The 13173-nt window shown below is 67.5% G+C and carries 15 protein-coding genes; 6 read left to right on the forward strand and 9 right to left on the reverse strand.

Features of this window, described 5'->3' with window-relative positions:
* Positions 1-37: 37 nt before the first annotated feature.
* Positions 38-1477 carry a carotenoid oxygenase family protein gene (locus tag ASE48_RS05860; RefSeq protein WP_057166109.1) on the reverse strand — a complete coding sequence of 480 codons (1440 nt, stop codon included), beginning with the start codon at positions 1475-1477 and terminating at the stop codon, positions 38-40.
* 66 nt (positions 1478-1543) lie between these two features.
* Between ASE48_RS05860 and ASE48_RS05865 the strand changes: the two genes are divergently transcribed.
* On the forward strand, positions 1544-2206 hold the full coding sequence (locus ASE48_RS05865) for a TetR/AcrR family transcriptional regulator (protein WP_235570826.1): 663 nt from the start codon (positions 1544-1546) through the stop codon (positions 2204-2206).
* 36 nt (positions 2207-2242) lie between these two features.
* Here ASE48_RS05865 and ASE48_RS05870 read toward each other — a convergent pair whose 3' ends face one another.
* From ASE48_RS05870 to ASE48_RS05880, 3 genes are read right to left on the reverse strand one after another with little or no spacing between them, the layout of a single operon-like run.
* Positions 2243-2683: an SRPBCC family protein gene (locus ASE48_RS05870; RefSeq protein ID WP_057166110.1), complete on the reverse strand. Its 441-nt coding sequence runs from the start codon at positions 2681-2683 to the stop codon at positions 2243-2245.
* Entirely contained in the window at positions 2680-3597 is a 918-nt protein-coding gene (locus tag ASE48_RS05875; protein WP_057166111.1) for an SAM-dependent methyltransferase, read from the reverse strand. Before ASE48_RS05875 ends, ASE48_RS05870 begins: the two co-directional genes overlap by 4 nt.
* A 26-nt stretch (positions 3598-3623) precedes the next feature.
* Positions 3624-4232 carry a TetR/AcrR family transcriptional regulator gene (locus ASE48_RS05880; protein ID WP_057166112.1) on the reverse strand — a complete coding sequence of 203 codons (609 nt, stop codon included), beginning with the start codon at positions 4230-4232 and terminating at the stop codon, positions 3624-3626.
* Between the two features lie 138 nt (positions 4233-4370).
* Here ASE48_RS05880 and ASE48_RS05885 point away from each other — a divergent pair, with 138 nt between their 5' ends.
* Genes ASE48_RS05885 through ASE48_RS05905 form a run of 5 tightly spaced genes read left to right on the forward strand, consistent with a single transcriptional unit; the run spans position 4371 to position 8499 of the window.
* Complete coding sequence (locus ASE48_RS05885; RefSeq protein ID WP_057166113.1) at positions 4371-5726, forward strand: aromatic ring-hydroxylating oxygenase subunit alpha; 1356 nt, start codon at positions 4371-4373, stop codon at positions 5724-5726.
* Positions 5726-6148, forward strand: a complete 423-nt coding sequence (locus ASE48_RS05890; RefSeq protein WP_057166114.1) for a hypothetical protein — start codon at positions 5726-5728, stop codon at positions 6146-6148. Before ASE48_RS05885 ends, ASE48_RS05890 begins: the two co-directional genes overlap by 1 nt.
* A gap of 14 nt (positions 6149-6162) precedes the next feature.
* Entirely contained in the window at positions 6163-6765 is a 603-nt protein-coding gene (locus tag ASE48_RS05895; protein WP_200962086.1) for a carboxymuconolactone decarboxylase family protein, read from the forward strand.
* Positions 6762-7286: a hypothetical protein gene (locus ASE48_RS05900; RefSeq protein WP_057166116.1), complete on the forward strand. Its 525-nt coding sequence runs from the start codon at positions 6762-6764 to the stop codon at positions 7284-7286. The genes ASE48_RS05895 and ASE48_RS05900 overlap by 4 nt, the downstream gene beginning before the upstream one ends.
* 10 nt (positions 7287-7296) lie before the next feature.
* A complete protein-coding gene (locus ASE48_RS05905; protein ID WP_057166194.1) occupies positions 7297-8499 on the forward strand; it encodes a cytochrome P450 in 1203 nt (400 codons plus the stop codon).
* 7 nt (positions 8500-8506) lie between these two features.
* Here the strand turns inward: ASE48_RS05905 and ASE48_RS05910 are convergent, their stop codons facing one another.
* From ASE48_RS05910 to ASE48_RS05930, 5 genes are all read right to left on the reverse strand, one after another.
* Positions 8507-9670 carry a hypothetical protein gene (locus ASE48_RS05910; RefSeq protein ID WP_156409068.1) on the reverse strand — a complete coding sequence of 388 codons (1164 nt, stop codon included), beginning with the start codon at positions 9668-9670 and terminating at the stop codon, positions 8507-8509.
* Positions 9671-9917: 247 nt separating this feature from the next.
* The gene (locus ASE48_RS05915) at positions 9918-10616 is read right to left on the reverse strand and encodes an ABC transporter permease (protein ID WP_162264191.1); all 699 of its coding nucleotides are present in this window, start codon (positions 10614-10616) and stop codon (positions 9918-9920) included.
* 62 nt (positions 10617-10678) lie between these two features.
* Complete coding sequence (locus ASE48_RS05920) at positions 10679-11647, reverse strand: aliphatic sulfonate ABC transporter substrate-binding protein (RefSeq protein WP_057166119.1); 969 nt, start codon at positions 11645-11647, stop codon at positions 10679-10681.
* Positions 11644-12438, reverse strand: a complete 795-nt coding sequence (locus ASE48_RS05925; protein ID WP_156409082.1) for an ABC transporter ATP-binding protein — start codon at positions 12436-12438, stop codon at positions 11644-11646. Before ASE48_RS05925 ends, ASE48_RS05920 begins: the two co-directional genes overlap by 4 nt.
* Before the next feature lie 72 nt (positions 12439-12510).
* Complete coding sequence (locus ASE48_RS05930) at positions 12511-13167, reverse strand: TetR/AcrR family transcriptional regulator (protein WP_057166121.1); 657 nt, start codon at positions 13165-13167, stop codon at positions 12511-12513.
* Positions 13168-13173: the final 6 nt, after the last annotated feature.

Consider the following 13173-nt stretch of genomic DNA (forward strand, 5'->3'; position numbering starts at 1 on the left):
CGGGCCGTCTTTCGCGCCGGCACCGCCCTCACCACACTCAGCCCGCGGGCACCCAGTTTCCGTGGAAGCCGGCGGGCACCCGGTGCGGCAGTTTGACCGCGGCCATCGGTTCCAGCGTCCGGGCATCCACGATCGCCAGCTCACTGCGGTCGGTCGGCCGGTCGTAGACGTAGCCCATCAGCACGCCGTCATCCTCGTCGGCATCCGGAGCGGCCGGGTGAAAGACGAACTCCCCCAGCGACTTGTCCACGCCGAAGGACCGTGCCTGGCTGCTCCCGCCGACGAAGTCGTGCTTGAGCAGCGTGCCGGTCCCACCGGTACCCTCGCCGACCGCGGGCGCGTAACCGTAGCGGTGCCGCTTACCGACGAGCCGCTCATCGACGCGCGGGAACTCCTGTCCGCGATCGTCGATCCGCGACTCACGCACCTTGCCGTCGGCGAGGTCTACCGTCCAGCGATCCAGCGTCGGCAGACCCTCGTTCGGCCCGAGGTGGTCGGTGTCGAACATCTTCGGGTGCCGGATCACGTCGAGCACAACCGTCTCGCCGTCGTCGTAGGCGTTCATCGGGTGAAAGACGTAGCAAGGCTCCACGTCGAACCAGCGCACGTCGGCGCTGCCGCCGTCCCGCGGCATCACCCCGACCCGGGCGGGGTAGCGCGGGTTCCACGAGTAGGGGAACCGGCGGTCGGCGCTCATCCCGGACGGTGTCCTCGCGCTGATCGGGTCGGGGATGCGGACGCGACCGATCAACGCGGACAACAGGAGCCGCGCCGGCAGCCGAAGCCCGCGGGGCACCGTCATCTCCGCGGCCTGGCGGCCGTCGAAGGTGACCGGTAGGTCGTAGAAGACGACGTGTCGCTCCGTCAGCGAGAAGTCGTGCATCATCGGGCTGCCCGTGACCTCGATGTCGACGGTGCGTCGCGCCCGGCCGTCGACGCCGATCACCGAGTACTGCACGGTGTTACCGCGATACATGTTGTAGGACACCGCATGTAGTTCACCGGTGTCCGGGTCGCGCTTCGGGTGTGCGGTGTAGCCACCCGTGATCGTGCCGTCGAAGTCGCAGGGTCCCACCGTGTCGAGCTCATCGGTCAGCTCGTAGTTCGCGACGCCGCCCTCGACCAGTGCCACCGTCTTGCCGGCATGTCCGATCACGTTGGTGTTGGCACCGAGCGCGGAGATCCCGGTGTGCCCGGTGCGCCGCTCCTCACCGAGCATGCGGGCTACGTGCGGGCTGCGGACCCACCGGTTCCGGTACCACTCGGCCTTGCCGTCGCGGATACGCAGACCGTGCACCATGCCGTCGCCGATGAACCAGTGGTATAGCTCGGGATCGATCTCCCCGATCGGGTTCGGGCCGTTTCGCAGGTAGCGGCCGTCCAAGAAGTCGGGGATCGTGCCGGACACGTCGAGGTCGGTCAGCGTGACCTCCTCGTCGATCGGCGCGAACGGTCCCTCGAGGTAGCGGTTGGTCATGTCAAGACCTCCATAACAGCGTTATTGATTCCCCCGTTATAACAGCGTTATGGCAGGATCGCAAGAGTGAGTGATGTCAGGGAACGGTTGATCGAGGGCGGTATGCGAATACTCGAGCGCGACGGGTTGCAGGCACTGAGCGTCCGCAGCCTTGCCGCCGAGGTGGGAACCTCGACGATGGCCGTGTACACCCACTTCGGCGGGATGACCGGCGTCATCGACGCGCTGGCCGACGAGGCGTTCGCGCGGTTCACCCGGGTCTTGACCGATGCCGAGCAGACCGACGATCCGGTCCGCGACTTCTTCGTCATGGGTGCGGCCTACCGAGCATTCGCTCTCGCGAACCCGCAGCGTTACCAGCTGATCTTCGGCACCACGTCTCCGGCGTCGGTGGTCGGTCAGCGCACCGACGTCACCAGCACCGGAAGTGCCAACGATCGTGCCGAGCAGGCGGAATCCTTTGAGGCACTGCGACATGCCGTTCGCCGGATGATCGCATCGGGCCGCATCCGCGACGACGGTGAACTGAATGTCGCGGGCCGGCTCTGGAGCCTCGTTCACGGCGCGGTGATGCTCGAGCTGGCCGGCTTCTTCGGTCACGAGGGCCACGGCCTCACGCATGTCCTCGCACCGTTGACGGTCGATTGCGTCGTCGGGATGGGCGACGCACGGGCCGACACGGTCCAGTCACTTGCCTCGGCAGGCGAGGTGCTCGCCCGCTCGCGCTGACGCGTCGCACCGCCGCCTCCGGCGGTGCGGCGCCAACTAGGCGAAGTACCTTCGGATCCCGGCCAGCATCGCGGCGTGCGCGGCGACCGCCTGCCGCGCGGTGTACCCGGTCAGCGGCCACGGCGCGCTGATGCTCAGCCGCTCGGTCAACCGGGTGCCCTCGTCGACCTCGTCGAAAGACACCCTGCCGCGCAACCGCACCCGCGGAAACTGCCGAGCCTCGGTCCAGACCTCGCCCACGACCGGCACATGCAACGTCGCGGTATAGGTGACCGGTAAGCTGCTGCGGCCGAATGGGATTCGGTCCTGCACCCGATAATCCGACACATAGCCGTCGGGTCCGACGGTGCGCGCGGTGCGCTGCACGGCGACGATCAGCGGGTGCAGCGCACGGAGGTTGTCGAGGTCGACGTAGAAGTCGCGGACGACGTCCGGCGCGGCCGGAATGACCTCACTGATCGTGCGCTGAGCACTCACCCGAGTGTGGCGCTGACGTAGACGACGTCACCGAACGACGACAAGCCCTCGGCCGACGGCGGCAGCCCGTAGTCGGCGAACAGTTCCGAGCCTTTTCGCAGCGCAGTTGCCCAGCCCCGGCCGGCCAGGTAGCTGGCCGCCTCGGTCCGCTCACCGGCGTAGAACAGTTCCGCCACGTCCACCTCGTCCCCGAGGTCCATGCCCTTGGCCTGCCATTCCTGCTGGGTGGCGCGCATACGTTCGCTCATCTCCTGCAGATCCTCGACGCTGACCGTCGGGGTGTTCTCGGTGGCGATCATGCTGCCGGGGGCACTCAGCTCGGTGATGTTGTCCAGCAGGCGATCCTGCGCCTCGGGCGGAAGGTAGATGAGCAGGCCCTCGGCCAGCCAGGCCGTCGGCCGGTCGGTCGCGTAGCCGGCGGCACGCAGCGCGGCGGGCCAGTCATCACGCAGGTCGACGGCGATCGGGCGGTGCTCGGCGCCGGGCACCGCGCCCAGGTCGGCGAGCGTACGCGTCTTGAACGTGATGACATCGGTCTGATCCAGTTCGTAGACCGTCGCATCAGCAGGCCAGGGCAGCCGGTAGGCGCGAGCATCCAGACCGGAGGCAAGGATCACGAACTGGCGGATGCCGGCCGCCAGTGCCCCGGTGACGAATTCGTCGAACCAGCGGGTGCGGGCCGCGATGCCGTCGGCCATGCGTACCGCGTCGGCGGGAACCTCGTCACCGGATTCACCGCGGGCGTGTCGGATGTAGGTGGGCACGCCCACCGCCGACACCAGCGCTTCGGCGTACGGGTCGTTCACTCCCGCCGTGCCGGACCGGGTCGCGATGGCCCGCTGCATGGCCACCACGGTGGCCGTCACGCCAACGCTCGAGGCCAGATCCCAGGTGTCGTTGTCCGTTCGTCCCATAGTTAGACAGTCTACGCTTCATCGCGTCACGCCTCGGGCGGGCCGACACTGGACATCACCAACTGCAGGAAGGTCCGGTACAGATCCTCGCCGTCGAGGTGACTGGCCAGCGTGACACCGTCGTTGGTGGCCAGCAGTACCCGGGCCAGCGGCTCGGCCGGAATCTTCAACGAGCCGCCCAGTCGCGCAACGCCTTTGGAGATGTACTCGGCCAGTGAGCGCACCGTCTCGCGACGCTGCACGGCCACTCGATCGCGCGCGGCGGGGTTGCGCAGCAAGAACAGGGTGAACTCGTGGTTCAGCGCGGCGGCCTGTTGTGCGTCGGTGGCACCGCTGAGCACCCGCCAACGTTCGGCGAAGCCTTCCACATCGATATCGGCGAACCGGTCGAAGGATTCCATCACATCGGCGAACCCGTCGAGGAAGCGCTGGCGGTGCCGCTCGATCACCGCGAGGAACAGTTCGTCCTTGCCGCCGAACTGCGCATAGATCGCACCGCGGGTGTAGCCGGCCGCCTCGGCGATGTCCTCCAGCGAACCCGCGTACCCACGGCCGGCGAAGATCTTCTCGGCCGCATCGAGCAGCACCGTGCGGGTCTGCTCCATGCGCCGCTCTCTGGTCCAGCGCTCGGTCATCGCCCCATTCTCGCAAACATCAATCTCAAATACACCCTTGTATCTGAAATTCATCTCTGTATTATCGTGACTGCCGTCACAGCCCCGACGCCGCCGTCGCGTCTTCCGCGAACACCCGCCCGCAGAAGGGAACCCTCGATGTCCATCGATTCCGCACAAACCGCCCGCCCAGGTGAATGGGTCGACTCCGACGGCCTGAGCCCCGACGATGCGAGCGCGCTGTTCCGTATGCAGATCCCGACCGACCGCTACACCTCGAAGGACTTCGTGAACCGGGAGCGCGAGGCCATCTGGATGCGGGTCTGGCAGATCGTCGGCCGCGTCGACGAGCTGGAGAAGACCGGGGACTTCAAGGAGTACCGCATCTTCGACCAGTCCTTTGTGGTGATGCGCGGAAATGACGGCGCGCTACGGGGATTCGTCAACGCCTGTCGGCACCGCGGGAACCCGCTGTTCAGCGGACAGGGACACGCGAAACAACGCATCGTCTGCCAGTACCATCTGTGGTCCTACGACCAGCAGGGAAAGCTGCGCGGCTGTTCCAAACCCGAGATCGACAAGGACGACTACGGCCTGCTGGAGGTCCCGGTGGACACCTTTGCCGGTTTCGTCTTCCTCAACCCCGACCCCAACGCGGCGCCGCTGCGAGATTTCTTGGGCGAGGACGTCATCCGCATCCTGGAGCCCTACCACCTCGACCAGATGACCACCGTGCTCAACGTGCGGGAGGCCCTGGACTGCAACTGGAAGGTGGTGATGGACGCCTTCGAGGAGGGTTACCACGTCTCCGGGATCCACCCACAGCTGCTGCGGGTCCTGGTCATCGACCCCAGCAAGGTGAAGTACCGCTTCCTGGACAAACACAGCATCGCCGTCGCCCCGTTCGAGGTCGCCCACGTCGAGGGCATGGGACCGGAGAAGCAGGTCGAGGGCATCATGGAGCTCCCCGAAACCTTCCCGGGAGTGGTGCGGGTGCTCCCCCGGTTCACCGAACTGGTCGACGAAAACCGCACCGCCGACGGCACTCTGGTGTTCCCCGAGGATGTCACCGGACGCACCCTGCTACAGCAGGCCACCCGCGACACCCTGTCCCGCGACGGACTCGACGTGGACGGACTGACCGACGCACAGATGAGCGACAACCACGGCTGGGTGCTGTTCCCGAACTTCTTCATGACCATCCGGGCCGGTGAGGCGACCATCATCATGTCCACCCCGCACCCCGACGGCGACCCGAACCGCTGCATCTGGCACATCACCAGCTTCATGTGGCTGCCCGAGGAGCACCGCAAGGCGTTCGCGGCGGACCTCATCGATGTCCAGGAACCGGGCAGCTTCAAGTATTTCGAAGCGCTGCAACAGGATTACGAACAGATGCCCCGCCAGCAGATGGGCCTGCGCAACGCCCGCCTGGACCATATGGCGCTGGTCAACGAGGAAGTGGTCATCGCGCACTATCACTCCGTCATCGACCGCTACCTGGCGGCCGTCTGATGCCCGAACTCGCCGAGCTCCTCACCCGGCACACCGGGCGCAGCCGCACCGTGCTGGAATACGCCGCCACCACCGGCCGCCTCGTGGGTGAGGCAAAGACGCCGGGTTTCACCGAGACCGGCTGGGCACCGTTGGCCGACCTGGTCGACACCGAGAACTTCCTGCGCGTCGGTGCTTTCAAGGAGGAGATGGACTGGGCCGGCTACACCGCCTTCCTCACCGGCTGGGCGACCACCTCCGAATGGGAGTGCACGTTCAAACGCATCACCGAACACGACGACCTGGTGTTCCTGGAACTCGAAGAGCGCAGTGTCGTCGGCGATTTCCGTAGCGTGGTGAATTCGCTGTCGGTCTATCAGTTCAGCGATGACGGCCGGATCCGCCGTCTCGACCTGTACCTGCAGATGGCGCTGCCTTCGTGACCGAGACACCGCGTATGGCGCCGCTGGCCCCCGATCAATGGGGCGACCCCGAATACGCCGCGTTCGGCGCGCTGCTCGGCTTGCCCGCCGACAAGGTGCCCAGGGCAGGTTCCGGAGAGCCCTACGACCCGCTGAACTTCGACATCATCGGGATGCTGGCCCGCCACCCCGAGATGGCCCGGTTGTTCCTGCAGTTCAACGGTTTCCTGCTGCAGCGCGGAGAACTGCCGGCACGGCTGCGTGAACTGATCATCCTGCGGGTCGCGCACCGGCACCGCTCGGCGTTCGAATGGGGCCAGCACGTCAGGTTGGGTGCCGCCGTCGGGATCACCGACGACGATGTCAGCGCACTGGCCGAGGGCAATGACGGGTTCGACGGCACAGACCGACTGGTGCTCGACGCCGTCGACGAGGTGATCGCCGACGGGAAGGCGCACTGGCCGACCTGGCAGCGGCTCGTCGGCGAACTGGGCGAACACGCCGCGATGGAGGTCATCTTCCTGATCGGCACCTACACCCTGACCGCGATGGCCTTCGGTACCTGGGGCTTACAAGCCAAACCGGGCAGCGCACCGCTGCCGACGGACTCGACCACGACAGAGGAGCAAGCGCAGTGAACCTGGAAGAGCGTATCGCCAAGCACCGCCGGATGGCCGAGAGCTACCGCGACAAGTACGTGCTGCAGAAGGTCGCCGACGGCGAGAGCTATGACGAGTGGGAGTTCACCGACGATGCGGTCTACACCTCCCCCTACTTCGTCGCCGACCAGGAACTGGTGCTCAAAGATGTGGCGACACACTGGGATACCGCGGCCACCGTGGAAGCCAAGGCCTACGGCATCACCTTCCCGGACTGGAAGCCCGTCGACTACAAGGTCTGGCCCGCCGAGAACGGCTTCGTGATGCGCTACCGCTGGCAGGGCACGAACGTCAACGACGGCAAGGTGATGGGCTTCTACTCGATCAGTTTCGTCGACACCAACGACGACGCCCAGATCACCCACTGGTCCACCTACGTCAACGACGAGGAATACGGCCCGTTCCTGGAGGCCGCCATCGGGGCGCGCGGACCGTTCCACGGGGATTCCTACATGCAGGCGCTGGCACAGCATTTCGAGAAACACGGACTGAGCTTCTAGGGAGCCGATGATGACGACCAGCGCCACCGACAAGGTGTATTACGACCCGTGGGATGCGGACCTGAATGCGAACCCGTACCCGATGTTCAAGCGTTTCCGCGACGAAGCGCCGCTGTACCACAACGAGACCCACGACTTCTATGCCGTCAGCCGCTTCGAGGACGTGAACCGGGCGCTGGTGGATCACGCCACGTTCAGCTCGGCACGCGGCGCGGTGCTGGAAATCATCAAGGCGGGCATCGAGATTCCGGCGGGCACCCTGATCTTCGAGGACCCGCCGATCCACGATATCCACCGCAACCTGCTGTCGCGGGCCTTCACGCCCCGCAAGATCAACGCGCTGGAACCCAGGGTGCGCGAGTTCACCGCGCGGTGCCTGGATCCGCTGGTCGGTGGCGACCGGTTCGATTTCGTCAAGGATCTCGGCGCCGTGATGCCGCTGCGCGTCGTCAGCGCGCTGTTCGGTATTCCGGAGGACTACCAGAATCGTGTGCTGGCCGACGGCGACAAGTATGTGCGCACCGAGCGCGGCGCCCAGATGACCGACAACCCCGACGGTCCGATCACCGACGGCGAGTTCTTCGCCGAGTTCGTCGACTGGCGGATCGCCCACCCGGCCGACGATCTCACCACCGAACTGCTGAACGCCGAGTTCACCGACGAGACGGGCACCACCCGCAAGCTGCGCCGCGAGGAGCTGCTGCTGTTCATGTCCGTTGTCGCGGTAGCCGGGTCGGAGACCACCACCCGCCTGATCGGCTGGGCGGGCAAGCTGCTGTCGGAACACCCCGATCAGCGCCGGAAGCTGGTCGCCGATCGATCGCTGGTACCCGGTGCGGTCGAGGAGGTCCTGCGGTTCGAGCCGCCGGCGCTGCAGGCCGCCCGCTACGTCACCCGCGATGCCGAATTCCAGGGCTCGACGGTGCCCGAGGGAAGCGCGATCATCCTGTTGATCGGTGCGGCCAACCGCGACGAGCGCCGGTTCGGGGAGGACGCGGAGCGGTTCGATGTCACCCGGTCACCACGCCAGCACCTGTCGTTCGGCGTCGGGGCGCACTACTGCCTGGGCAATGCCCTGGCGCGCATCGAGGGCCGGATTGCCTTGAACGAGATCATGAATCGTTTTCCCGACTGGGAGGTCGATCTCGATGCCGCGGTGTTCTCCTCGGCTTCGGTGGTCCGCGGCTGGGACAGCATGCCCGCGCGGGTCTGACCTGTTGTCAGGGTAGGGCGCCCAGCACCGGGTCGACCGGCGGGGCGGGCGGCGGCAGGTGCTCGACCGGAGCCGCAAGCGCCTCCGGGGCCGGCGCGACGACCGCCGGCGGCGGCGGGGCCGGCACGAACGGCGGTGCCAACCAGAACGGTGGCGGCGGCGCGACCGGTGCGGGCGGAAGAACCTCCGGCGCGGCCACCGGTGCCGCAGCCGGTGCGGGCTGCTCCGGCACGACGAGCGGCGCCGCGGGAACCGGAGTCGCGTCGGGGGCGGGCAGTTGCGGTGCCGCGAGCGGCTCGGCGCTCACCGGCGGCGCCACCGGGACCGACAGTTCGTCGGGGACCGACGGTTCGACGGGCACGGACGGTTCGGCCACCGGCTGGGGTTGCGGCAGGGCCAGCTGTACCGGCGGTGCGCTCACCTCGGCAAGGGTGGGCGTCGGCTCCGGGACCGCGGCCATCGGCTGCGCCGGCGGCTGCTGCGGTACCACCTGGGTGGTCTGCGCTGTCGGTGCCGAGGTGCTGCCGGCCAGCGCCGCTTCGGTGGGCTGTGTTTCGGTTCCGACGAACTGCGAACCGACCGCGAACAGGGCGACCACCGCGGTCACCGCTGCCGCCGACACCAGACGGGCGCCCGATACCGCCGGGGTCCACTCGGGAACCCAATTCCGGCGGGCACGCTCCACCAGGACAGGTTCGGCCGGCGCGGCGTCGGTGACGACGGCCTGCGCGGCGTCATAAGCCGGTGTCTGCCCCGCATCGGGCCCACAGATCACGTCGTGTTCGACGAACGCCGTCTCGCCCTCGGCATCGGTCTCGGTGTCGTCGGCGAGCATCCCGGCCAGCAGGCCGCAGAGGTCCGTCCGCTCGACCCGGTCGGCGGGTGGCACGTCGCTGTCCAGCGGTGTGACCTGACGGACCGAGCGCACATCGGGGCAGCCCGCGGTTCGCAGTTCCGCGAGCAGGGTGATGACCTGTTCCTCGACGTCCTGACTCCAGCAGACCCCGATCGAGTCGATCCGCCGGCCGCTGCTCGCGGCGATGGATTGAGCGCCGCGGACGGCGGCAAGACAGCGGGGTACCAGGTCATCGAGACTGCGGACGCCGAATTTGTCGTCGTCGACGGGCGCGGTGCCTTCGACGAGTACCCAGCCGACACCGGCTGCTGTCACCGACAGTCCAAGTACGGTCTCCACCCTCGGTTCCGACTCCTGTCCCGGGTCTGGTGCTGGTCGCGGACGAGCCTAGTTTGCTCGTTCACACTCGGCATCTCGGCGAAACCGCCGTTTTCACGGCTGTGTATCCGCTTATCGGAAGTGCCACCGGCAGTGTTACCAGGTGGAGCACCGTCCGCGGCGGGTGATCGCGGTGCCCGATGTGGCGATACTCATTCACCGAGAATTCATCTTCTGCGTTCGGCTACCTGCGCACCGCCACCATCCGGTGTTCGACGACCCCGAAGATGCCGTCACTGAGCTTGCCCAGCACCGCCAGCAGCACGATCGACAGCAGCATCACGTCGGTCCGCCCGGTGTTCTGACTGTCGATGAGCAGAAAGCCGAGACCCTTCGAGGACGCGATGAGCTCCGCCGCGACCAGGAACAGCCAGGCGTTGGCGAGCCCGAGCCGCAGCCCGTTCACCAGCGTCGGCGCCGCCGCAGGCAACAACACCGTCAGCAACAGCGCGGGGCCGCGGCGGCCGTAGGCCCGCCCGACCTCGACGAGTTGCGGATCCACGTGCGACAGCGCCGACGCGGTCGTGGTGTAGACGGGGAAGAAGGCGCCGATCGCGATCAGCAGGACCTTCGGCTCCTCACCGATCCCGAACCACAGCAGCAGCAGCGGCACCCACGCCAGCGACGGCACGGTGCGCAGCGCCGCGACGGTCGGCCCGAACAGTCGTTGCACGCTCACCGACAGTCCGACCAGCGAACCCAGAGCCAGCCCGGCGAGTGCCCCGGACAGATAGCCGACGACCACCCTGGACAGGCTGGTGCCCAGGTGCGTCCACAGCTCGCCGCGGCTGATGAGCTCGCGCCACGCGCTCACCACATCGGCGGGCGGCGGTAGCTGGCCGGCCGAGAAGACCCCGCCCGCCACCGCGAGCTGCCACACCACCAGCACGGCGATCGGCACGATCAGCCCCACCAACGCCGCCGGGGCGCGGCGCAGCGTTGCGGTCAGCTTGCGGACTGCTGGGCGAACTTCGGTTCGATCAGTGTCTCCAGGGCCTGCTGTCCCGCTTCCTCGGACTTGATGTCGCCGTCGCCCACCGCGATCGGCAGGATGACCGTCAACACGTCGATCTGGGCCTGCCCCGGTGTCGGATCGACCTTCAGATCCGTGCGCTTCAGCACTTCGCCCGCCACGCTCGGCGAGATCTTCGCTTCCCGCGCCAGCAGTTCCGTCAACTCGTTCGGGTGCGCGATAGCCCATGCGCGGGCCTCCTCATAGACGTCGACGACGGATTGCACGGCCTCGGGGTTGCCGGAGATGAAGTCCTCGCGGGCATTGAGCGTGCCGTAGCTGTTGAAGTCGGGGTTGCGGTAGAGCAGCCGCGAACCGGACTCCTGCACCGTCTGCGCGATGAACGGGTCCAGGCCCGACCAGGCGTCGACGTCACCGCGCTCCAGGGCCGTCTTCCCGTCGGCGTGCTGCAGGTTGACGATCTCCACATCGCTGCGGGACAGCCCGGCCGCCTTCAGCGACTGCAACAGGAAGTAGTACGGGTCGGTGCCCTTGGTCACCGCGATCTTCTTACCGCGCAGTGCGGCGACGGTCGTGATCGGTGAATCCTTGGCCACCACCAACGCCGCCCATTCGGGCTTGCTGTAGATGTCGACGACCTTGATCGGGGTGCCGTTGGCGCGGGCCACCAGCGCGGCCGCCCCGGCGGTGGAACCGAGATCCAGCGCGTCCGAGCGCAGCGCCTCGTTGGCCTTGTTGCTGCCCGCCGACAGCACCCAGGTCACGTTGTAGCCCTGGTTCTCCAGCAGTTTCTGGTCGCGGATGACCAGGCTCAGCGGGTTGTAGTACGCATAGTCGAGTCGGATGTCCTTCGCGGTGTCCGCACCGTCACCGGAGCCGCACGCCGAGGCCGTCCAGGCCAGACCGGCGATCACCAGGGCTATCAGCCCGCGAGCCTTCATGCCGAAATTTCCTTCCGAGGGTGGTTTTCCGGGTCGTCGGCCGTGCGCCGCGGCAGCCCGAGTTCGTCGAGCAGGGTGATGCGCAACGCCGCCAGCTCCGGATCGGCGCGATCGCGTGGCTTGGTGATCGAGACATCGTGTGTCGCAGCGATTCCCGCCGCACCCGAGGCGTCGACGCGCAGGATGAGGACCCGATCGGCGAGGATCAGTGCTTCATCGACGTCGTGGGTGACCAGCAGTGTGGTGATACCCGCCGTCTGCTGCACCTCGTCGAGCAGATCCTGCATCCGCAGCCGGGTCAGCGCGTCCAGCGCGGCCAGCGGCTCGTCGAGCAACAGCACGCCAGGTGTGCGCGCGAGCGCGCGGGCCAGTCCGGCCCGCTGAGCCATGCCGCCGGAGACCTGCCGGGGCCGGTACCCGGCGAAACCCCGGAGCCCGACGACGTCGAGCCAGTGCGCCACCAGCTCGTCACCTTCGGCGCGGGAGGTGCCCGCGGGCAGTCCGTAGGCGACATTGCCCGCCAGCGTGCGCCACGGCAGCAGACGCGGTTCCTGGAACACCACGGCGCAGCGCGGATCGATACCGCGCACCGGTTTTCCGTTGATGTCGATATGACCTTCGGTCGGCTCGTCGAGCCCGGCGATCAACCTCAGGAGAGTGGACTTGCCGCTACCGGATGCGCCGAGGAAGGCGACGACCTCGCCGGGGGCGATCTCGATGTCGATATCGCGAAGAACGGTGCGCTCGCCGAACACCTTGCCGACACCGCGCAGCGAAACGCCCGCCGGCATCGGTGTAGTCGACGTCACTGCTGCAATGTAGGGAGCCCGACCGGGTCGGACAAGGTTTGCGCGCAGCGTGATTCAAACGGTCGTCGGCCGGCGCCGCTGCCGGCGCTCCCCGATCGCCGCGAACTGACCCTTCAAGCCCTCGATGAACGCAGTGAGGGCGAGTTCGAAACTCGCCGTGTCGATTTCACTGGCCTTACCACGCAGCAGGTGCGCCTGATCCATGTGCGGGTAGCGGTCGCGATAGACCTGGACGTCGTCGACGAATCCGCGCGAGAACGAACCGACGGTCGAGCCCAGCACCAGCGACCGGGTGGCCGCACCGATCAGCGTCGCCTCGCGCGGGGGCCAGCCCGCGCGCACCAGACCACCGTGGACCGAATCCGCGATGCGCAGACTCTCATCGCGCTGGCCGGGACCGCCGGCCAGGAAGGGCACCATGTTCGGGTGCGAGACCAGCGCCGCGCGGTAGGAACGCGCCCAGGCGGCCAGGGCGACCTCCCAGTCCTCGTCGGCGTCGAAGGCCGACGTGTCCACCGCGGTGACGATCTGGCTGGCGACGTCGTCGAGCACGTCGTCCTTGGTCGGGTAGTGCTTGTACAACGAGGCGGCCTGTACACCGAGTTCGGCGGCGAGTTTGCGCATGGACAGCTCGCCGAGACCGGCGCGGTCGATGATCAGCAGTGCGCTGTCGCGGATGCGCTCGCGACTGAGCAGGCGTGGTCTTCCCACCTGTTC

Origin of the sequence: Mycobacterium sp. Root265, assembly GCF_001428895.1 — a bacterium.
Taxonomy (GTDB): Bacteria; Actinomycetota; Actinomycetes; order Mycobacteriales; family Mycobacteriaceae; genus Mycobacterium.

What these genes read in the sequence shown, in the direction of transcription:
- ASE48_RS05860 (WP_057166109.1), bottom strand. Translation starts at nt 1,477, where the DNA reads ATGACCAACCGCTACCTCGAGGGACCGTTCGCGCCGATCGACGAGGAG.
- ASE48_RS05875 (WP_057166111.1), bottom strand. Translation starts at nt 3,597, where the DNA reads ATGGGACGAACGGACAACGACACCTGGGATCTGGCCTCGAGCGTTGGC.
- ASE48_RS05880 (WP_057166112.1), bottom strand. Translation starts at nt 4,232, where the DNA reads ATGACCGAGCGCTGGACCAGAGAGCGGCGCATGGAGCAGACCCGCACG.
- ASE48_RS05885 (WP_057166113.1), top strand. Translation starts at nt 4,371, where the DNA reads ATGTCCATCGATTCCGCACAAACCGCCCGCCCAGGTGAATGGGTCGAC.
- ASE48_RS05890 (WP_057166114.1), top strand. Translation starts at nt 5,726, where the DNA reads ATGCCCGAACTCGCCGAGCTCCTCACCCGGCACACCGGGCGCAGCCGC.
- ASE48_RS05895 (WP_200962086.1), top strand. Translation starts at nt 6,163, where the DNA reads ATGGCGCCGCTGGCCCCCGATCAATGGGGCGACCCCGAATACGCCGCG.
- ASE48_RS05905 (WP_057166194.1), top strand. Translation starts at nt 7,297, where the DNA reads ATGACGACCAGCGCCACCGACAAGGTGTATTACGACCCGTGGGATGCG.
- ASE48_RS05920 (WP_057166119.1), bottom strand. Translation starts at nt 11,647, where the DNA reads ATGAAGGCTCGCGGGCTGATAGCCCTGGTGATCGCCGGTCTGGCCTGG.
- ASE48_RS05925 (WP_156409082.1), bottom strand. Translation starts at nt 12,438, where the DNA reads ATGCCGGCGGGCGTTTCGCTGCGCGGTGTCGGCAAGGTGTTCGGCGAG.